The following is a 20,041-nucleotide window of genomic DNA, read 5'->3' as shown; positions in this document are numbered from 1 at the left end:
CGGGACTTCCTGCGGTCATCATTTGAACGCTAAGCTGCAAGCATGGATGACTCAGATTATTTGCGCCTGCTCACCATAGCGGCCGAACAAGCCAACGCGTTCCTGTCCAATGCCCGCAAATGGGAGCGTGAGCGTTGGGTCTGCCAGCGCCTGCTGCAAGGCCTGAATGTGCCCTACCGTGCCGAAGAGTTTCATGCCGCCGGTCAAGAACCGCCGGACGTGCTGTTTCGCGATGCCAGTTTCGAGGTGTTTTTTGTCCTCGACGAAGGCCGCCGCCTGAATGACGAATGGCGCGACGAACTGCTGCGCCGGCGCAGTGCTTTTTCCCTGAGCCAACTGGTACGACGCGAGGCCAAGCCCAGGCGCATTCCTGCCCATGAGTTCCTCCTGCGCCTGGCGCCGACCTTGCGCAAGAAGGCCCATAACTACAAAGAGCGCGGCATGGACCTGGGGGAGCTGGATATCATCGCCTTTGCCAGCCTCAAGCGCGAAGTGCTGGACCTCAACAGCCATTTCCCACCGCCCACCGAATACCTGCGCCAGGGCTGGCGCTCGCTGTCATTGGTCGGCCCGACCTTTGCGCGGGTGTTATTCGCCCACCCGGACGCACCGGATTTCTTGCGCAACAACCTGGGGCGCAGCATAGTGTTCGACGTGGGTATCAGCCTGTAACGTGATCCCCCTCAGCAACGTCTACCTGACGAGGCCTTTATGACCAGCCGCCTGAACCCTGACGACCAACAACATGTCGAAGAGTACCTGCAACTGTCCCAGCACCAGGTTGAGCGCAAGCCTTTCCGGCCGTGGCTGCTCCTTGGGGTGGTACTGGTTGTGGTGATTGCCCTGGGCTTTCTGAGCCGCCTTTTGAGTTACCTGACGCTATGAGCTGCCTGGCGCTCGCTCGGGTAACCGCACCGATTTCTTTTAGCCTTGCGAGATACCCCCATGACCCATCGTATTATTATCGTCGGCGGCGGCGCCGGCGGCCTGGAGTTGGCTACCCGTCTGGGTAAGACCCTGGGCAAGCGCGGCAGTGCCAGTGTCACGCTGGTAGACACCAACCTGACCCACATCTGGAAGCCCCTGTTGCATGAGGTGGCCGCCGGTTCGCTGAACTCCTCTGAAGACGAACTCAATTATGTTGCCCAGGCCAAATGGAACCACTTCGAGTTCCAACTGGGGCGCATGAGCGGGCTTGATCGTGAACAGAAGAAGATCCAGCTGGCCGCGACCCTTGATGAAGAAGGCCGCGAGCTGGTGCCCGCGCGCGTGCTGGGTTATGACACCCTGGTGATTGCCGTCGGCAGCACCACCAACGACTTCGGTACCGAAGGCGCGGCACAGCACTGCCTGTTCCTCGATACCCGCAAGCAGGCCGAACGTTTCCACCAGCAATTGCTCAACCACTACCTGCGCGCCCACGCCGGGCAAACCGATGTGGTGGAACAGATTAGCGTGGCAATCGTTGGCGCCGGCGCCACCGGAGTCGAACTGGCCGCCGAACTGCACAATGCCGCCCACGAACTGGCGGCCTATGGCCTGGACCGGATCAAGCCGGAAAACATGCACATCACCCTGATCGAAGCCGGCCCTCGGGTATTGCCAGCCCTGCCAGAGCGGATCAGCGGGCCTGTGCATAAAACCCTGGAAAAGCTCGGGGTGACAGTCATGACCAACTCGGCCGTGAGCGAAGTCACCGCCGAGAGCCTGATTACCAGCAGTGGCCAGGTGATTCCCGCCAGCCTCAAGGTGTGGGCTGCGGGGATTCGCGCACCGGGCTTTCTCAAGGATATCGACGGCCTGGAGACCAACCGCATCAACCAACTGCAGGTGCTGCCAACGCTGCAGACCACCCGTGACGAGAATATCTTCGCCTTCGGTGACTGCGCAGCCTGCCCGCAACCCGGCACCGACCGCAATGTTCCGCCACGGGCGCAAGCGGCGCACCAGCAGGCGTCGCTGCTGGCCAAGTCCCTGAAGTTGCGCATCGAAGGCAAGGCACTGCCCAGCTACAAGTACACCGACTATGGCTCCCTGATCTCGCTCTCACGTTTTTCGGCTGTGGGTAACTTGATGGGCAACCTGACCGGCAGTGTGATGCTCGAAGGCTGGCTGGCGCGGATGTTTTATGTGTCGCTGTACCGCATGCACCAGATGGCGTTGTACGGGTTCTTCCGCACGATGATGTTGATGCTGGGCAGCAAGATTGGCCGAGGCACCGAGCCGCGGCTCAAGCTCCACTGACAATACGGTCCCGGGTGGGGGCGACTAAGGTCAAAAAAAGCGAGGAGGCGACCTTATAAGCATGCGCGCCCCGTTGTGGGAGCTGTATCGCCCTGCGAGGCTGCGATAGCGGTGTGTCAGACGACATAAAGGCTGGCAGTGCCGCCGCCATCGCAGCCTCGCAGAGCGAGACAGCTCCCACCTTGGGTCTTTTGGCAACCTTGGGTCAGGGTTTACCTGACCACCGCTGGCGGTATTTGGCTGCTTTTTAAAGACCCAGAAGGGATGGCGCTGCAAGAGCACAACCCCAAATACCAGCACATCAGAGATGTGTAGATACCTAGGATCTCGCCACCAGCCGCACAGATCCGTACGTGCGGAACTACGCATACGGCCCCAGCCTCGGGTACGTGACGCGAAGCGATCCTCAGGGTATGGCTGTGCATTCTTTCGGCTGGGTCTGTAGTGATTTGTGAGCAACCCGAAGCGAGACTATTGCAGCCGATTCCGCTGGTTACATTGTAGGAGAGCCTGGCGCCAATATCGGCAAACGGCTTTCCTGAAGCCACTCAGTAGCTTCAAGTTTCCTGGTACCGCGTAGTAATTGAAGTATCCACTCACTACCCGAGTGACAATGGCTGGTCCATCGGTTTCCCCTGCCAGCGCGTCACCCTGCGAGGGAATCCTCCCGCCGGCTTGGGGTCAGGTAGCCCTCCAGGCCGCATCCTAAAAGTGCGATCGAACCTGTCAGGGCAAGTCGGCAAGTGAGTACAGTGAGGTGGGGTACTGGATCAGAGCTGGGCTCAGGCTTTCAGGATGCTACGTGGAAAAATGACAGCGCTACTACGCGAAGCGCTAGAACGTTCAGCTACGGTATGAGAGTATTCTTTTCGCATGTCCAGGCGATCATGAAGGATATTTGGGTTATCTAGGAGTTCTGATGGCTGAGGTTACACATGATGCCATGTATTCGCCTAAGCGCATTGCCCGCGGCACTGCAGGAGCTGCGTAAGCTGTGCCTTTCATTGTTGTTTCGCTGTACCTATCTGGCCAGAGACCTCAAGCAGTTCTACTGCATAACCGTGAGAAGTGATTGGCACGTGCCATACAAATTATCCTACGCAAGAAAGGCGCTTCGTCTCAGGATGGGCCGACGTTATGCCTAAGGTTCTGAAAATCTTGCAACTGCAGACTCACTATAACGCTGCGGATACTAACTCCGATCTGGGTGAGCAGATTCTGCAAGGGTTGCCAGCCGAACGCTTCGACGTGGTCAACGCGTATCTCGAAGGACGACCGGCGCAAGATACTCAGCATTGCGGCCGACGCCAGGTGTTCTTTGAATTCACCAAAAGGGACATGGGAGGTTTACGCCTCAAGGTGCGCAGGCGCTTGCTGGCGTTCTGCCGAGAAGAGAGCTTCGATGTGGTGCTGCTGCACCGCTTCAAGACCGTTAACCTGTTCATGCACCTCAACAAAACGTTGCACATCCCGCGCTGCATCGGTGTGTCTCACGGCTTTGGTGAGTACGACCGCTTCTACCGGCGCTGGCAGGCCGTGCGCGCAATCGACGAGCGCTGGCGCTTCGTCGGCGTTTCACCGGCTGTAGCCGATTATCTGATTGCCCTGCGCTGTGGTTTTACCAAATCCAATACGGTCTCGATAACCAATGCCCTGGATATCGATCTGGCTGAATCTCTGCAACTGCCACGGGGGCAGGCACGGCAAGCGTTGGGGCTGCCATCCGACGCGCTGATCATCGGAGCGATAGGTCGGCTGGTACCTGTCAAAGGGCATGTGTACCTCATCCGTTCATTCGCTGCCTTGAGTGACGAGTATCCAAACGTAAATCTGTCAATCATTGGTGGCGGCCGCGAAGCTGACAACTTGGTGGCACTGATTGCCGAGTTAGGTTTGCAAGAGCGTGTACATCTCTGTGGTACTCGACCAGATGCCATGCGTTATGTGAAGGCCTTTGACGTTTTCGCTATGCCCTCGCTGCAGGAGGGCCTGGGCCTTGCGTTGCTGGAGGGTATGTGTGGTCGTTTACCAGTGCTCGGATCTGACATTCCAGCGATGCGTCCCTTGCTGAAGGGGGCGGGAGGGCGCTCGTTCGCGCCGGGCGATGTGCCCGCGTTGACCGAACAACTGCGTGCTTGTCTCGCTGACAGCGATGCCCGGCGCGCCGAAGATGGAGAGCGTGCCTACCAATACCTGCGGCGTGAGCACGATATCGAGAGTTTTCGTAACAAGTACCGTGCACTCCTTGAAGGTGATCTGCCGGTTGAAAAGGCGTCTAAATGACAGAGGTTAAAAGCGGCTTGCCGCTGGTTTCGGTACTGATTTCCTCCTACAACCATGCTGACTTCATCGAAGCCAGCATCCGAAGCGTCTATGCCCAAGACTACCCTAACATCGAGCTGTTGGTGGTCGATGATGGTTCGCGTGACGACAGCGTTGCAGTGATACGGCGGCTGCAGGAGGAGCTTGGGTTCCATTTCCTACCGCAGGCGAACAAGGGGCTCTGTACCACGCTCAACGAGATGATCGCCCGCAGTGCAGGCCTCTATATCGCTCCGCTGGGGTCGGATGATCTTATGCTCCCTGAACGTCTGTCGTTGCAGATTGCATTCATGGAGCAGCATCCTGAAACCGGCATCTGTGCTGGTGGTATCGTCCTGATCGATGGCGAAAGTAAGCTGTTACCTGACAAGAAGCAGCGCTATCGCCCTGCTCGGCGGCTTGATTTCGATGACCTGTTCATGGACCGCAAGCCTGGGCCGCCCGCCCCGACCTTGCTGTTTCGTCGCGAGGCGCTCGAGAAGGTTGGTGGTTTCGATCCATCCATTCGCATCGAGGATTATTACGTAGAGCTTCGCATCGCTCATGCCGGATACTTCATCGACATACTGGAAGAGTCGCTTGCCCTGTATCGCGTGCACGGAAACAATACTTACAAGAATCGCCGGTTGATGATTGAAACCGAACTCGAAATCTACAAACGTTTTGAGGATCATCCGGGTTATGAAGCCACTCGGTTGCGCTATCTGAATGCGATGTTTGCCAAAGTCGCCAGCGAGGATAGAGCGTTGGCAAGTGAATTGCTGACCCAAATCCCTTGGCGGTCGCGCAATCTCAAGACGCTCAAGGGGCTCTGGCGCTACTGTTTCACGCGGGCAGCCTGACATCTGCATTTGAGTGCTTTGCTGCACTGCAAGTGCGACGATGTTTGGTCGCGGTAGGGGTGGAGGGTAACTGCCATCCCTACCGCGACCACCTTATACCCAGTTTGGCATCCTTGAGCAGTCTGCCCGTTGTATAGGGTCGATACGCTTCATGTTTGTGACTGCCTATACCGAATGGAAAGAGCGCATAGTAGAGCCAGCGGTATCCAGATCAGGAACCAGCTTTCATTAGGACGCGAGAGAAAACTCCCCCCCTCGGTCAGCCCTGCGAACAGCCCGTAAACCAACAGTGCTGAAGCGATCTGAAAGTGCGGCTGTGCACGTAGGCGCAAGCAGCGAAGAAGCGCAAATATATACATCAGGCTCCATAAACAGAGGCCGACCAGCCCCAGTTCAAGAAGGACGGCAAGTTCGATATTATGGGGGTCATGCAGTGGGTAGCCGACTCCTGGAATGTTGAATATGAACTGGCTCTCATAGCCTGCGCCAAACCAAAGGTGTTGGCCTGCCTGGCGTAACGCATCGATCCACAATTCAGGCCGATAAGAAGTGCCACGGTTCAACAGTACTTCCGGAAAGGTCAGATATACAGCGCCTGCTGCTATCAGCAAAGTGCCGATCAGAATTGTAGTGCGTTTTCTACTCATAACTAGCATCCAGACACTTGTTAGTGTTATGCCCATCAATGGTGTTCTCGAGCCAGTGGCAAGCAGTGCTGCAAATAGCGGTACTACCATGAGTATTGGAAGCCAGTCGTGGCGCTCATTACGCGATAACCATGATGCAATCCAGTAGGTGCATAAAAAACCCAACACGTGAGATGTAAGCAGTGGATTGCGTAAGGCTCCAGTGCCAATCAGCCTTTCTCCAAGAGTGCCATTCTGTAGGAACAAAGCGACATTGATGAGCCCTGCCAGGGCGCCCAGACCGGCACCGAGGCGTAGCGTTTTCAGCAATAAGGTTTCGCTCTTGAGTGCTATCAGGGTGCAGCCCGTCAAAAGCATGAAAACATAAAGAGGTCGTTTGACTAGGCCGGTGACGTCGCCATCGGCCCGCGTCCAGCTCACACTGATAAGCGTCCAGGCAGCTAATGCCAAAAAACTGAGTATCACGGGCTCGCGCAGAAAAGCGCTTATCTGATCTGGCTTCAGTATGAGTCCCAGCAATGCTGGGGCTGCAAACAGCACGTAATAGAGTTTTTTATAGAGACTGCCGTTATCGACCCAGAACAAACCAGTGAGTAAAACCAGATAACCGAGCACTAGCCAGCGGCCGGCGATGAAATCATGTGCCCGAAGGCGTATTGAGGGTTGCTGTAAGTTGGATCCTGGCACTAGAGTTTCCCAGCGTATTGGAAATAATCGCTATCTTAATACATAACTGGGTAAGAGGCCGCCGAAATCACTACTCATCAGAAGTAGGAATTTTTTCCTAATCTGATCAAGTAAATATTTCCTTAAAGATATTTTTTGAAGCTTGAGACGGTGATGTATACGGATACACTCAATAGCACCGCACATGGCAGCAGCATCAGCAGTGGGCTGATGCTGATTGGGATGGCCAGGTACACCGTCCAGGGGACGACGGTCAGCGGAATCATTGTCTTGCGTGCCTTGTGATACAGGTAGCTTGATTCATGGCCGGAGCCAGGCCAGTGGCGGAAGCGGAATCGTCAGTGTCAGGATGACCATCCATACACAGAGAGGTCAGCACGGTGTAGAGCGCGACCAAGCCCTAACCCTGAAATTTGATCATCACCCGGCAACGAGGACGGCGCCCAACAGGAAGTTGAGCTGCCTGCGTTACAAGGACATTGACTGGGACAACCAAATGATCTTGATCCGTGGTGAAACAGAAAAAACGTATCGCGAGTTTTCAGTACCCATTATGGAGGGCCTCACTCCACACCTCTCCAGACTTCTCGACGAAGCAAAAAAGATAGGACTTTCGCCGAATGACCAGCCGTTTAACGTCAATAGATTCTCTCGTCACTACCACGGTAAGGAGATGAACATCGACCAAGTGCAGGCGATGTATCGCAAGCTGACCGATAAGACCGGCGTACGAATGACGCCTCACCACTTCAGTCACACGATCGCCACAGACCTGAAGCAGCAGCCAGCAGGCCAAATAGATCAGAGCCTATACAGGCACTGATCTCCAAAGGGCTTGCCGTCAACACCTTTAGGAAAGCCGCCACAGCAGAGCACTCGACGGGCATTGCACCACTCTTTCTAGCCCCGCGATAACACACTCTGAAGCTGATGCGCACTGTAACAGTGAATGCTGGTTGACTAGAGGCCTTCAGCTGACTACAAAAAAAGCGTTTTAGCTTGTTCGCTGTAGTTTTTCAGGCAAACGGTATTATTTAGGCCGCGAAAATAAAAAAGGCACCCTCAAGGTGCCTTTTTTATTGAAATATGGTCGGGGTAAGGGGATTCGAACTCCTGACATCCTGCTCCCAAAGCAGGCGCGCTACCGGACTGCGCTATACCCCGGTAAAAAAAAGGCGACCTTTTCAAGTCGCCTTCTTCGATCAGGACTTTTGGCCTCTGATCTTAAGATTCGATTCCAGCGTTAACTGGTCTCAAAAATGGTGGGTCGTGTGGGATTCGAACCTACGACCAATTGGTTAAAAGCCAACTGCTCTACCAACTGAGCTAACGACCCAAATATGGTCGGGGTAAGGGGATTCGAACTCCTGACATCCTGCTCCCAAAGCAGGCGCGCTACCGGACTGCGCTATACCCCGGTTTGAAATTGGCTCCGTGACCAGGACTCGAACCTGGGACCCAATGATTAACAGTCATTTGCTCTACCGACTGAGCTATCACGGAACTACATATTTCAAAGTACTACGGTGTTGCTTGCTACCTTCTCTTCGGCCCGTCCGTATCGCTACGTTCGCGTCTCTGAGGCGCGCTATTCTACAATCTTAAAAACCCCTGTCAACCCTTTAAATTGCTTTTAAGACAATGATTTGCGCTTCTTTCTGATTTCTCCTTGGGGAGAAGAAACCCGTGGGCTGACGTTGCTGCGGGGCGCACTTTACAAGCCTTTGCCTTACAGTTCAACGCCCTATCGAAAAAAAAGGCCCCGCAATGCGGGGCCTCTGCTTATAACCACCCAATCCGGGCTTAGTGGAAGACGATTTCGTCGTTTTCTACCGTGGCCTTGACGCTGGTCCCCGGCACAAAGCTGCCCGACAGGATCAGTTGCGCCAGCGGGTTCTCGATCCAGCGCTGGATCGCCCGTTTCAAAGGCCGTGCGCCATACACCGGGTCGTAGCCGACGGCGATCAGCTTGTCCAAGGCCTCGCTGCTCAGCTCCAGCATCAGCTCGCGCTCTGCCAGACGGCTGCGCAGGCGGCCCAGCTGGATCTCGGTGATGCCAGCGATCTGATCCCGCGCCAAAGGCTCGAAGATCACCACTTCATCGACCCGGTTGATAAATTCCGGGCGGAAGTGGCTGGTCAGCGCATCCATGACTGCAGCACGCTGGCCCTCACGATCCCCGACCATCTCCTGGATCTGTACCGAACCCAGGTTGGAGGTCATCACGATCACCGTATTACGGAAGTCCACGGTACGTCCGTGGCTGTCCGTCAGCCGGCCATCTTCCAGCACTTGCAGCAACACGTTGAACACATCCGGGTGGGCCTTCTCGACCTCGTCCAGGAGGATCACCGAGTAAGGCTTGCGCCGTACCGCTTCGGTCAGGTAGCCGCCTTCCTCGTAGCCCACGTAGCCTGGTGGCGCCCCGATCAACCGCGCCACGGAGTGTTTCTCCATGAACTCGGACATATCAATACGCACCATCGCCTCTTCAGTATCAAAGAGGAACTCGGCCAGGGCCTTGCACAGCTCGGTCTTACCCACACCGGTCGGGCCGAGGAACATGAACGAGCCGCTCGGGCGGTTCGGGTCGGACAACCCGGCCCGGGAACGCCGTACCGCGTTGGACACGGCCACCACGGCCTCTTCCTGACCAATCACGCGCTGGTGCAACAGGCTTTCCATACGCAACAGTTTGTCACGCTCGCCCTCCAGCATCTTCGACACCGGAATACCGGTCCACTTGGACACCACCTCGGCAATTTCTTCCTCGGTCACCTTGCTGCGCAGCAACTGGTTTTCACTGTGGCCATGCTGGTCAACCATTTGCAGGCTGCGCTCCAGGTCCGGGATCACCCCGTACTGTAACTCGGCCATGCGGTTCAGGTCGCCTTTACGCCGGGCAGCTTCCAGTTCCTGGCGCGACTGCTCGATCTTTTGCTGGATCTGTGCGGAACCCTGCACTTCGGCTTTTTCCGAGGTCCAGATTTCTTCCAGGTCCGAATACTCACGTTCCAGGCGCAGGATTTCTTCCTGGAGTTTTTCCAGGCGTTTCTTCGCCGCGTCATCGTCTTCTTTTTTCAGCGCCTGGGATTCGACTTTCAGTTGAATCAGGCGCCGCTCCAGACGGTCCAGCACTTCAGGCTTGGAGTCGATCTCCATGCGGATCCGGCTGGCCGCTTCGTCGATCAGGTCGATGGCCTTGTCCGGCAACTGACGATCAGTGATATAGCGATGGCTCAATTTGGCCGCCGCAATGATCGCGCCGTCAGTGATCGCCACGCGGTGGTGGACTTCATAGCGCTCTTTCAAGCCACGCAGGATCGCAATGGTGTCTTCTTCGCTCGGCTCTTCCACCAGGACTTTCTGGAAGCGCCGCTCAAGGGCCGCGTCCTTTTCAATGTACTGGCGGTACTCGTTGAGCGTGGTGGCCCCGACGCAATGCAACTCACCCCGGGCCAGTGCCGGCTTGAGCATATTGCCGGCGTCCATCGAACCTTCGCCTTTACCGGCGCCGACCATGGTGTGCAGTTCGTCGATAAACAGAATGATCTGCCCTTCCTGCTTCGACAGCTCGTTGAGCAGGGATTTGAGGCGCTCTTCAAACTCGCCACGGAACTTGGCACCGGCGATCAACGCCCCCATGTCCAGGGACAGCAAGCGCTTGCCCTTGAGGCCGTCCGGCACTTCACCATTAATGATGCGCTGGGCCAGGCCTTCGGCGATGGCGGTTTTACCCACCCCAGGCTCACCGATCAGCACCGGGTTGTTCTTGGTGCGACGCTGCAGGACCTGGATGGTGCGACGAATTTCATCGTCACGCCCGATCACCGGGTCCAACTTGCCGTCTTCGGCGCGCTTGGTCAGGTCAACGGTGTATTTGTCCAGGGCCTGGCGCGACTCCTCATGGTTGGGGTCATTCACCGCCTCGCCGCCGCGCAGGTTGTTGATGGCATTTTCCAGGGCCTTTTTGCTCACACCCTGGCCCAGCAACAACTTGCCGAGCTTGCTGTTGTCATCCATGGCGGCGAGCAGCACCAGTTCGCTGGAGATGAACTGGTCACCCTTTTGCTGGGCCAGGCGATCGGCCTGGTTGAGCAGGCGCGCCAAATCCTGGGACATATTCACGTCGCCCGTCGGATTCTGGATTTTCGGCAGTTGGTCGAGCTCTTTGCTCAACTCCTTGCGCAGGCTGTTGACGTCGAAGCCCACCTGCATCAACAGGGGCTTGATCGAACCACCCTGCTGTTCGAGGAGTGCCTGCATCAAGTGCGCGGGCTCGATGGCCGGATGGTCGAGGCCAACCGCCAGGGATTGGGAATCCGATAAGGCCAATTGTAATTTGCTGGTTAAACGATCAATACGCATTAGTCACCTTCCTTTTGAGCAGGCCGGAGCTAGGTACGAGCGAGCTTGCTCGCGATTAACGCATCCTGAATGAAGAAACCTGCCAGATACCCTTATAGATGGGGTGGATTCTGGAAGATTCAAGCCGGCCATGCTTGATATGGATCAGCAGAGTCTAGCGTTCGAGCCAGATAAGGGAGGCAAATCGACCGGTGCGCGGGCTGCGCCGGTAAGAAAAGAAGCGTGGGTCGGTTACGGTGCACAAACCGCCACCGTAGACGGCAGTGATACCCCGCGCAGCCAGGCGCAGGCGCGCCAACTGGTAGATGTCGGCCAGGAACTTGCCCGGGTTGTGGCTCGGCACAAAGGCTTCGGCCGTTTGCGCAAGTTGCTGCATGAAGGCTTCACGCACTTCGGGACCGACTTCAAAGGCCTTTGGGCCGATCGCCGGACCTAACCAGACCAGTATGTCGGCAGGTGCAACATCCAGGCTGTCGGCGGCGGCTTCCAGCACGCCCGCCGCCAGGCCACGCCAGCCGGCATGGGCGGCGGCAACCCGGGTCCCGGCTTTGTTGCAAAACAAGGCCGGCAGGCAATCGGCGGTCATCGCCGTGCAGGCGATGCCGGGCGTATCGGTCCAACTGCCATCCGCCTCGGCAATCTGTCCCGGATCGGCCTCAACCACGACCACACCATGGACCTGGCGCAGCCAGGCCGGCTGGATAGCGAATGCGGCAGTGAGGCGACGACGGTTTTCCAGTACAGCCTCAGGGCTGTCCTCGACATGATCGCCTAAGTTGAGGCTGTCGAACGGCGCCAGGCTGACGCCGCCCGCACGGGTGGTGACGCAGGCTTTGACCCCGGCCGGCGCAGGCCAGTCAGGAATCAGCCAGCCATTCATCCGACAAAGGCCTCGCGGTCTTGCTTGAGCAGCGACAGCAGCCAGACAAAATCGTCGGGCAGTGGCGATTCCCAACTCATCCGCTCACCGCTCGTCGGATGATCCAGCTCCAGGAAGCGTGCATGCAGCGCCTGGCGCGGGAACGATTTCAACGATTCGACCATGGTCACACTGGCGGCCGGCGGAATACGGAAGCGGCCACCGTAGGCCGGATCGCCGACCAACGGGAAGTTGATATGCGCCATATGCACCCGGATCTGGTGGGTACGGCCGGTTTCCAGCTTGACCCGCACATGGGTATGGGAACGGAAACGCTCCAGCACGCGGTAGTGGCTGACGGCCTGCTTGCCACCCTCCATCACCGCCATGCGCTGGCGCTGCTGGCCGTGGCGACCGATAGGCGCATTGATTTTGCCACCGGCTACAACCACACCAATCACGATGCACTCATAGATACGGCTGACACTGCGGCTCTGCAATTGTGTGACCAACTGCGTCTGCGCCTGGATGGTCTTGGCCACCACCATCAGGCCGGTAGTGTCCTTGTCCAGGCGGTGGACGATGCCGCAGCGCGGGACATTGATGATGTCCGGCACATGGTGCAACAAGGCATTGAGCAAGGTGCCATCAGCGTGCCCGGCCGCCGGGTGAACCACCAGGCCTGCGGGTTTGTTGATCACCAGGATGTCGTCGTCTTCATAGACGATATCCAGCTCGATGTCCTGGGCGATCCATTCTCCCTGGGCTTCCTGCTCGGCAGTCAGCTCAAGAACCGAACCGCCATGCACTATGTCTCGCGGGCGGATAACCGCTCCATCCACAGTCAGGCGGCCGTCTTTGATCCAGGCGGAAAGGCGCGAGCGCGAGTGCTCAGCGAATAGTTGTGCGGCGACTTGATCGAGGCGTTGGCCGCCCAATTCGGACGGCACCTCTGCGCGAAGTTCAATTTTATCGGACATGCTCAGACTAGGCGTGGCACAGCCTTTGGTTTCGGCTGCGCGCTTGTGGTTAAATACGGCGTCTTTTGCCCCGAGGCTTTCATCGGGGCGCTCATCATAACAGGACGGCCCCGCCCAAGACAGCGGCCGTCATAGGGACGCAAGCCGCCATGCAAGTGAAACACCTGCTGCTGATCGCCATCCTCGCCATGACTGCTGCTTGCTCGTCAACAAAGGACGTCGTCGACGAAAACCTCAGTGAAGTCGAGCTGTACCAGCAGGCTCAGGCCGACCTGGACAACAATAGCTACACAAGTGCCACGGCCAAGCTCAAGGCCCTGGAGTCGCGCTATCCGTTTGGCCGCTATGCCGACCAGGCCCAGCTCGAACTGATCTATGCGAACTACAAGAACGCCGAGCCGGAAGCTGCAAAATCCGCTGCCGAGCGTTTTATCCGCCTGCACCCGCAGCACCCGAACGTGGACTACGCCTACTACCTCAAGGGCCTGACCTCGTTTGACCAGGACGTTGGCCTGCTGGCGCGCTTCCTGCCGCTGGACATGACCAAGCGTGACCCAGGTGCCGCGCGCGACTCCTATAACGAGTTCGCCCAGCTGACCAGCCGCTTCCCCAACAGCCGCTACGCCCCGGACGCCAAGCAGCGCATGATCTACCTGCGCAACCTGCTGGCTTCCTACGAAATCCACGTGGCCCACTACTACCTGACGCGCCAGGCCTATGTCGCCGCCGCCAACCGTGGCCGCTATGTAGTGGAAAACTTCCAGGAAACCCCTTCCGTGGGTGATGGCCTGGCCGTGATGACCGAGGCTTACCAGCGCCTGCACCTCGATACCCTGGCGGCTACTAGCCTGGAAACCCTGAAACTCAACTACCCGGACCACCCGAGCCTGCAAGACGGCCAGTTTGTGCCGCAGGTTGCCGAAGCGGACAACCGCTCGTGGTTGAGCAAGTACACCCTGGGCCTGATCGAGTCCCGTCCACCGCTGCCACCGGGCGAAACCCGCGCCAACCAGGACATCCTCAAGCAGTACCAGGACGCCAAGGACGCCATTCCGTCCGAGCTCAAGCCGCACAACGAGAACGGCGACGTGATCGAGGAAGAAGCCCCCGAAGCCCTGGGCAACAACCAGGATCGCTCGTGGTTCAGCTACATGACGTTCGGTGTCTTTGACTGAAGCCCCGTCTGGTAGCGCAAGAAGGAGCCCCCCAGGGCTCCTTTTTTTATGGCGCGACTTTATTACCCTGTGCGCCGGCAATACCTTTGGCTAAACTGCCGGATTCCCTGTCGAGAAGCTGCCTGCCATGGTTCGTTTACTGTTCTGGATTGCCCTGATTGCTGCTGCGGTATGGTTCTGGCGCAAGTTCAAGCGCCCCGCTTCGACGCAGCAACAGCCCGGCGAACAAGGCGCTGCGCCCATGGTTCGCTGTGCGCACTGCGGCGTGCATCTGCCTCAGGACCGGGCATTGAGCCAGCGCCAGGAGTGGTACTGCACCCAGGCGCATCTGGAGCAGGGGCCGAAGTCTATCGAGCGCTGAGTACTCAGGAGCCGGGTCTATATCCGACCAGCGGGCGCATAGGGCGCCGGGTCAATCACCGGCTCATGCCCCAGCAGTAGGTCAGCAAATAACTGACACGACGCCGGCGCCAATACCAGACCATTACGGTAATGCCCGCAGTTGAGCCACAGCCCCTCAAACTCTGGCACCTTGCCGATATAGGGGATGCCCTCCGGCGAACCAGGCCGCAAACCGGCCCAATGCCCCACCACCTCGGCATCCGCCAGGGCCGGAATCAGCTCCACAGCCGAGGCCTTGAGGCTGTCCAGGGCCGACTCGGTCGGGGTCTTGTCGAAGCCTTCATGCTCCAGCGTGCTGCCAATCAGGATATGCCCGTCCCGGCGCGGGATCGCATAACGCCCCTTCGCCAGAACCATGCAGGACAGAAAGTCCGAGGCGCACTTGTACAAAATCATCTGGCCCTTGACCGGCTCCACCGGCAGCGTCAGCCCCAGGCTGGCGAGCAACTCGCCACTCCAGGCACCGGCCGCGAGCACCACCTCATCACCCCGCACCTCACCCTGCGCGGTATTGACCCCGACAATGCTGCCGCCCTCCTGGATAAACCCCTCTACTGCGCAATGCTCATGCAGGGTCACGCCAGGTAACGCCAACAACGCCGCCTTGAGGGATTTGACCAGGCGCGGATTGCGCACATTGGCCACGTCCGCCATATAAATGGCCTGTGCAAACCCCGGCCCCAATACCGGAACCGCGTCACGGGCGGCCGAGACATCCACCTTGCTCAATGGCCGCTCCTCCCGAGCAGCCCAGGCCAGGGCATCGGCCTCGTCGTCGAGGTCCAGCCAATAGAGGCCGGTGGTATGCACCTCCGGGTCCACGCCAGTGGCGGCAAACAGGCGCTGGGCCAGTTGCGGGTAAAAATCCTGGGACCAATGGGCCAATGCCGTGACAGCCGGGCTGTAGCGCCATGGGTATAGCGGCGACACGATCCCACCACCGGCCCAGGAAGACTCCTGACCGACCGACGAACGGTCAAGCACGACCACTGCCTGCCCCTGGGTTGCCAGGTTGAATGCCGTCAACAGCCCGATAACACCACCACCCACAACCACGACTTGCTGTTGCTTGGTCATTGTTCGATCCAGCCCATAAAAAGAAAGGAGTGCCCCAGGCACCCCGTCGCCCACCCGCCTCATCGCCCCCAGCACTCCTGACGTGTGATGCCGGGTGCTGCGCCGGGATTGGCCCGTGCGCCAGTGCTGGTCAAACTGAACTCACCACAAGGATCGCCCAACATCGCAGCGGCAAAAGGCGTCGCGGTCAGGGTGAAATCCTGCGGGTTCAGCGTCACCGTGATTCTATAGCGATCATTGCCGCTGCTGATGCCGCCCGCATCAATAAAAGTGCCGTTTCTCACGTAATAGCGCTCCAGGTGCTGGGCTTGCTCCATGAGCAGCCCGACGATTTCTGTGCGGTAAGCCTTTTTCACATGGGCGGTGTACCCCGGATAAATCACTGCGGCCAAGGTGCCAATGATCGCCAGCGCGATCAGTAACTCGATCAGGGTGAACCCTTTGCTGTTGCCACTCATCGTGATGCCCACCTACTGAAGTTGTCGCCACAGGATTCGTCGAAATCGCTCATCGGCCTCAGCATCCGGGGCTACCCGCGCATAGACGCTCTCCAGAACGGTGCGCGACTGGCCGCTGATCCCCACTGCTGTGACCCGATACAAGGTCGCCGGGGTGTCGGGCGGCAAATGGGCCAACCCGCTACCGACTCCCAGGTTTTGAATGCCGTAGAAGCCCGCCTGCATGCCGACCCAAGTGACAGCCGAGACCGGATCGACACCCGGTCGGCTGATGACATACGCCTCGTTTGGCGGTGCGCAGGTAACCCATGACTGACAGGACGGCAAACCAAACCCATGCACCTGTACAGCCGACTCACCACGCCTGAGCCCGCTTTCGGCAGCCTGAAACGATTGGTTGCGATGCCAGAGGCTGCCGGCGAGCTGTTCCTGCGACGTCGCCCCCTGCATTGATGACAGCCCGAGAACCGTCAACAACAGCAGCACTACCAGGCTGATCAGCAGCACCATGCCGCGCTGCCTGGGGGCCGGCATCCGGCACTCGCTATTCAAGGCGATTACGCACGGCGGCGACAGCGCTGTAGACCTGGTCCCGCACACGCCCCGCCGGGTCGCGAAGTGTCAACGCCACACGCACACTGCGGATCAGCGACTCATCGCCGGGGTGGCCCTCATACCGGGCCACGACATTGGACCCAGGCCGGCTGGCCACCCCGAAGCTCAACTCGAACGCCCCTACGTTATCCACCAGCACCGCCTTGGCCGGCGTTGCCGGAGTACTGAGCTTCACCTGCCCGGACTCAAAGGTGTAGGTCAGTTTGCGCACGGGAAAAGCGATCTGCCCGGGCCCAGGCCTGGGCGGCACCCCCGAATAGGCCTGGGCGCTGTCGACACAGTTACTGAGCACCGTCCAGTCTGGACGACTGCCCTGCTCACCGACATCACCGGTGACCAACGTCAGGCTGGTCGAGGCACCATTGACCACCACGCTGACCGGCCTGGAAAAGTCAGCAGGCGCCTGGGCAATCAAAGGCAGGGACAGGCAACCAAACATCCCCGCCAGGCGAATCTCCTGAATCATCTTGCCCAGGACAAAGCGCCCATCGTCCTGCAATAACGCCGACGCGTGCTGGCTGGCAGCGGTGCTGCGGGCGGCCAGCATCACCTGGACCGCCGCCAGGACCACGATCAACCCCAAGGTCGCCGCCAGCAAGGCTTCGACCAGACCAAACCCCGCACAGGAGCGCCTCATCGTGCCGGCCTCGGGTCAACGGCGACGCGACTGGTCAGGGTGAATGTTTCACGGGTATTGCCAGCATTGGCTACACGCGAATCATCCCAGCTGATGCTGATGGTTACCTCGCGCTGGTCGAGCGCAATCGAACCTTTGGCGGTATCGCCGGCCAGTTGGCTGATATTGGCCTCGAAGTCGAGCAGATCCAGGTCCCGGACACTCGCGGCCATACTGGTGGCGGGCGCCACATCGCCGCTCTGCCAGGCGTAGTCGGCACCGAAGTTGGCGCGGATCCGGTCGAGCATGTCGTAGGCGATGAAGCTCGCCTGGCTGATCATCCTGGCACTGTCGGTGTACTTGAGCGCATTCAACTGGATCAGCCCGGCCCCCAACAGGCCAACCCCGAGAATCAACAGCGAGACCAGCACTTCGACCAGGCTCATGCCAACCTGCCGGTCAGTTGGAGGGGGTGTACAAGACGTTGCCGAGCAAGCTCGCATAACCATCGTCATCCTTGTCCAGGGTCATCAAAACGGCCGAGAGAGCCGTGCGTTACCCAAGACTAGCGCCGCTCCCGCAGCCGCGCTGCCCCTCGGAATAAAGGGAAATACTTTGGACAGAAAGGCCATCACTGCACGGGCGTAGACCGCCGCTATAACTAGTACTGCCACAGTCGAATGAACTGTCCACGGAGGGACAAGGTATGAAACAACACGGTTTCACATTGATCGAATTGCTGCTCGGCTTGCTCGTCAGCGGCATCCTGGCGCAATTGGCGGTGCCCGGCTTCAAGAACCTGCTGGACTCCCACATGCGACTGAACGCGGCGCAGACATTGGCGTCCGGCCTGCGCTACGCCCGCACCCAGGCCATTGCGCGCAATCGAACGGTGATCATCCATGCCCTGGAGGATGACTGGAGCCGAGGCTGGAGGGTGGTGGTAGACATGAATGGGCGCGGCCATCTGGACGACGACAACCCGGTACTGCTGGAGCGCCAGGACAATGGGCGGGTTCCCATCGTGGGCAATACTCCGGTGCGCACGCAGATTCGCTTCAGTGGGTTGGGCGAACCCCTGCTGTCTGCGGGAGGGTTTCGCGCCGGCACCGTGCATGTGTGCTCAACGGACCAGCCGCTGAGCCTGCATCAAGTGGTGCTGGCGCCCACCGGTCGGATCAGCCTGCGCAGCGACAAGGCCGAGCAGGCCTTGTGCCGCGGGTACGACGAACTGGGACTCAGAGCAGCGAGCGAACCCGCAACTCCTTGGGCATGGAGAAAGTGATGTTTTCTTCACGCCCCGCCAACTCGTCGGCGCCTGTCGCGCCCCACGCCTGCAATTGCTGGATCACCCCACGCACCAGGACTTCCGGCGCCGAGGCACCCGCCGTGATGCCGATGCGCTCGACACCGTCGAACCAACTGCGCTGCAAGTCTTCGGCGCCGTCGATCAGGTACGCCGGGGTGGCCATGCGTTCGGCCAGTTCGCGCAGACGGTTGGAGTTGGAGCTGTTGGGGCTACCCACTACCAGCACCACATCGCACTCGTCGGCCAGTTGCTTGACGGCATCCTGGCGGTTTTGCGTGGCGTAGCAGATGTCGTCCTTGCGCGGCCCACCAATGACGGGGAAACGGGTACGCAGGGCGTCGATGACGCGACTGGTGTCATCCATCGACAAAGTGGTCTGGGTCACGAATGCCAACTTTTCAGGGTTATGCACTTGCAACTCGGCGACGTCTTTTTCATCTTCCACCAGGTAGATCGCGCCGCCATTGCTGGCGTCGTACTGACCCATGGTGCCCTCGACTTCGGGGTGACCGGCGTGGCCGATCAGGATGCACTCGCGGCCGTCGCGGCTGTAGCGCGCCACTTCGATATGCACCTTGGTCACCAGCGGGCAGGTCGCATCGAATACTTTCAGGCCACGGCCTGCCGCCTCGGTGCGCACGGCCTGGGAAACGCCATGGGCGCTGAAGATGACGATGACGTCATCCGGCACCTGATCCAGTTCTTCGACAAAAATAGCACCACGGGCCCGCAAGTCTTCGACCACGAACTTGTTGTGGACCACTTCATGGCGCACGTAGATCGGCGGCCCGAAGACTTCCAGGGCGCGATTGACGATTTCGATCGCCCTGTCCACGCCGGCGCAGAAGCCACGGGGGTTGGCGAGTTTGATTTGCATGCTGTGCCTCGTGTCTTTGTGGGAGCTGGCTTGCCTGCGATAACGCCGCCTCGGTGTACCCGTTGCTCCAAGGCGATGCTATCGCAGGCAAGCCGGCTCCTACAGGAACCGGTTTCGTCAGTTAGAGCGCTTTAACGTCGATGATTTCAACATCAAAGGTCAAGGTCTTACCGGCCAACGGGTGGTTGAAGTCGATGGTCACCTGAGTGTCATCGAAGGTTTTGACCACGCCAGGCAGTTCGGTATTCGCCGCATCGTTGAAGATCACCAGCAAGCCTTCCGACAGTTCCATGTCCTGGAACTGCGAACGCGGGATGATCTGTACGTTTTGCGGGTTGGGCTGGCCAAAGGCGTTTTCCGGCGGGATCTGCAAATTGCGCTTGTCGCCGGCCTTGAAACCGAACAAGGCGGCCTCAAAACCCGGCAGCAGGTTACCGTCGCCGACCTTGAAGGTCGCCGGGGCCTTGTCGAACGTGCTGTCGACCGTGTCGCCGTTCTCCAGGCGCAATGCAAAATGCAAGGTGACTTCCGTGTTCTGGCCAATGCGCTGTTCGGCCAATACT

At 58.8% G+C, this 20,041-nt stretch carries 19 protein-coding genes, 4 tRNA genes and 2 pseudogenes; 9 read left to right on the top strand and 16 right to left on the bottom strand.

Annotation, left to right across the window (positions count from 1 at the left end):
* Positions 1-42: 42 nt before the first annotated feature.
* The 5 genes from BLL38_RS17055 (at position 43) to BLL38_RS17030 (ending at position 5,408) form a co-directional block, all read left to right on the top strand.
* Entirely contained in the window at positions 43-672 is a 630-nt protein-coding gene (locus tag BLL38_RS17055; protein WP_029292005.1) for a DUF1780 domain-containing protein, read from the top strand.
* Between the two features lie 39 nt (positions 673-711).
* Entirely contained in the window at positions 712-885 is a 174-nt protein-coding gene (locus BLL38_RS17050) for a DUF3094 family protein (RefSeq protein ID WP_076963594.1), read from the top strand.
* A 60-nt stretch (positions 886-945) separates the two neighbouring features.
* Positions 946-2,244: an NAD(P)/FAD-dependent oxidoreductase gene (locus BLL38_RS17045; RefSeq protein ID WP_076963593.1), complete on the top strand. Its 1,299-nt coding sequence runs from the start codon at positions 946-948 to the stop codon at positions 2,242-2,244.
* 1,137 nt (positions 2,245-3,381) lie between these two features.
* Positions 3,382-4,527 carry a glycosyltransferase gene (locus tag BLL38_RS17035; protein WP_076963592.1) on the top strand — a complete coding sequence of 382 codons (1,146 nt, stop codon included), beginning with the start codon at positions 3,382-3,384 and terminating at the stop codon, positions 4,525-4,527.
* A complete protein-coding gene (locus tag BLL38_RS17030; protein WP_076963591.1) occupies positions 4,524-5,408 on the top strand; it encodes a glycosyltransferase in 885 nt (294 codons plus the stop codon). Before BLL38_RS17035 ends, BLL38_RS17030 begins: the two co-directional genes overlap by 4 nt.
* A gap of 149 nt (positions 5,409-5,557) precedes the next feature.
* On the opposite strand, the gene BLL38_RS17025 is transcribed toward BLL38_RS17030, so the two are convergent.
* On the bottom strand, positions 5,558-6,742 hold the full coding sequence (locus BLL38_RS17025; protein WP_242627617.1) for an O-antigen ligase family protein: 1,185 nt from the start codon (positions 6,740-6,742) through the stop codon (positions 5,558-5,560).
* 122 nt (positions 6,743-6,864) lie between these two features.
* Positions 6,865-7,142: pseudogene (locus tag BLL38_RS30620) on the bottom strand (IncC plasmid conjugative DNA transfer DtrJ family protein); the annotation flags it as partial.
* A 54-nt stretch (positions 7,143-7,196) separates the two neighbouring features.
* On the opposite strand from BLL38_RS30620, the pseudogene BLL38_RS17015 reads away from it, so the two are divergent.
* A pseudogene (locus tag BLL38_RS17015) lies at positions 7,197-7,541 on the top strand (site-specific integrase); the annotation flags it as partial.
* Between the two features lie 288 nt (positions 7,542-7,829).
* Here the strand turns inward: BLL38_RS17015 and BLL38_RS17010 are convergent.
* From BLL38_RS17010 to rluD, 7 genes are all read right to left on the bottom strand, one after another.
* Positions 7,830-7,906 (bottom strand) — tRNA-Pro (locus BLL38_RS17010).
* 96 nt (positions 7,907-8,002) lie between these two features.
* A tRNA-Lys gene (locus BLL38_RS17005) sits at positions 8,003-8,078 on the bottom strand.
* A gap of 5 nt (positions 8,079-8,083) precedes the next feature.
* Positions 8,084-8,160: transfer RNA gene (locus BLL38_RS17000), tRNA-Pro, on the bottom strand.
* 9 nt (positions 8,161-8,169) lie between these two features.
* Positions 8,170-8,245: transfer RNA gene (locus BLL38_RS16995), tRNA-Asn, on the bottom strand.
* A gap of 300 nt (positions 8,246-8,545) precedes the next feature.
* On the bottom strand, positions 8,546-11,110 hold the full coding sequence (clpB, locus tag BLL38_RS16990; RefSeq protein ID WP_076963590.1) for an ATP-dependent chaperone ClpB: 2,565 nt from the start codon (positions 11,108-11,110) through the stop codon (positions 8,546-8,548).
* 154 nt (positions 11,111-11,264) lie between these two features.
* Positions 11,265-11,990, bottom strand: a complete 726-nt coding sequence (gene pgeF / locus BLL38_RS16985; protein WP_076963589.1) for a peptidoglycan editing factor PgeF — start codon at positions 11,988-11,990, stop codon at positions 11,265-11,267.
* The gene (rluD, locus tag BLL38_RS16980; RefSeq protein ID WP_029292014.1) at positions 11,987-12,949 is read right to left on the bottom strand and encodes a 23S rRNA pseudouridine(1911/1915/1917) synthase RluD; all 963 of its coding nucleotides are present in this window, start codon (positions 12,947-12,949) and stop codon (positions 11,987-11,989) included. The genes pgeF and rluD overlap by 4 nt, the downstream gene beginning before the upstream one ends.
* Positions 12,950-13,098: 149 nt before the next feature.
* Here rluD and BLL38_RS16975 point away from each other — a divergent pair, with 149 nt between their 5' ends.
* Both BLL38_RS16975 and BLL38_RS16970 read left to right on the top strand, forming a co-directional pair.
* On the top strand, positions 13,099-14,124 hold the full coding sequence (locus tag BLL38_RS16975; RefSeq protein ID WP_076963588.1) for an outer membrane protein assembly factor BamD: 1,026 nt from the start codon (positions 13,099-13,101) through the stop codon (positions 14,122-14,124).
* A gap of 127 nt (positions 14,125-14,251) precedes the next feature.
* On the top strand, positions 14,252-14,485 hold the full coding sequence (locus BLL38_RS16970; RefSeq protein ID WP_057958399.1) for a PP0621 family protein: 234 nt from the start codon (positions 14,252-14,254) through the stop codon (positions 14,483-14,485).
* A gap of 17 nt (positions 14,486-14,502) precedes the next feature.
* On the opposite strand, the gene thiO is transcribed toward BLL38_RS16970, so the two are convergent.
* From thiO to pilV, 5 genes are read right to left on the bottom strand one after another with little or no spacing between them, the layout of a single operon-like run.
* Complete coding sequence (thiO, locus tag BLL38_RS16965; RefSeq protein ID WP_076963587.1) at positions 14,503-15,603, bottom strand: glycine oxidase ThiO; 1,101 nt, start codon at positions 15,601-15,603, stop codon at positions 14,503-14,505.
* Positions 15,604-15,662: 59 nt separating this feature from the next.
* Positions 15,663-16,061: a type IV pilin protein gene (locus BLL38_RS16960; RefSeq protein WP_076963586.1), complete on the bottom strand. Its 399-nt coding sequence runs from the start codon at positions 16,059-16,061 to the stop codon at positions 15,663-15,665.
* Between the two features lie 12 nt (positions 16,062-16,073).
* Positions 16,074-16,571, bottom strand: a complete 498-nt coding sequence (locus tag BLL38_RS16955) for a pilus assembly PilX family protein (RefSeq protein WP_083743073.1) — start codon at positions 16,569-16,571, stop codon at positions 16,074-16,076.
* Between the two features lie 34 nt (positions 16,572-16,605).
* Positions 16,606-17,313: a PilW family protein gene (locus tag BLL38_RS16950; protein WP_076963584.1), complete on the bottom strand. Its 708-nt coding sequence runs from the start codon at positions 17,311-17,313 to the stop codon at positions 16,606-16,608.
* Complete coding sequence (gene pilV / locus BLL38_RS16945; RefSeq protein ID WP_076963583.1) at positions 17,310-17,795, bottom strand: type IV pilus modification protein PilV; 486 nt, start codon at positions 17,793-17,795, stop codon at positions 17,310-17,312. Before pilV ends, BLL38_RS16950 begins: the two co-directional genes overlap by 4 nt.
* A gap of 203 nt (positions 17,796-17,998) precedes the next feature.
* Between pilV and BLL38_RS16940 the strand changes: the two genes are divergently transcribed.
* Positions 17,999-18,577 carry a GspH/FimT family pseudopilin gene (locus BLL38_RS16940; RefSeq protein WP_076963582.1) on the top strand — a complete coding sequence of 193 codons (579 nt, stop codon included), beginning with the start codon at positions 17,999-18,001 and terminating at the stop codon, positions 18,575-18,577.
* Here the strand turns inward: BLL38_RS16940 and ispH are convergent.
* Both ispH and fkpB read right to left on the bottom strand, forming a co-directional pair.
* Positions 18,531-19,478, bottom strand: coding sequence for a 4-hydroxy-3-methylbut-2-enyl diphosphate reductase (gene ispH, locus BLL38_RS16935; RefSeq protein WP_076963581.1), 948 nt, complete (start codon positions 19,476-19,478; stop codon positions 18,531-18,533). The genes BLL38_RS16940 and ispH overlap by 47 nt on opposite strands.
* A 121-nt stretch (positions 19,479-19,599) precedes the next feature.
* Positions 19,600-20,037: an FKBP-type peptidyl-prolyl cis-trans isomerase gene (gene fkpB, locus BLL38_RS16930; RefSeq protein ID WP_169851210.1), complete on the bottom strand. Its 438-nt coding sequence runs from the start codon at positions 20,035-20,037 to the stop codon at positions 19,600-19,602.
* Positions 20,038-20,041: the final 4 nt, after the last annotated feature.

This window comes from Pseudomonas gessardii, assembly GCF_001983165.1.
Classification (GTDB): Bacteria; Pseudomonadota; Gammaproteobacteria; order Pseudomonadales; family Pseudomonadaceae; genus Aquipseudomonas; species Aquipseudomonas gessardii.
The sequence above is the reverse complement of the archived record's forward strand: the minus strand, read 5'-3'. Positions and strand labels throughout refer to the sequence as shown.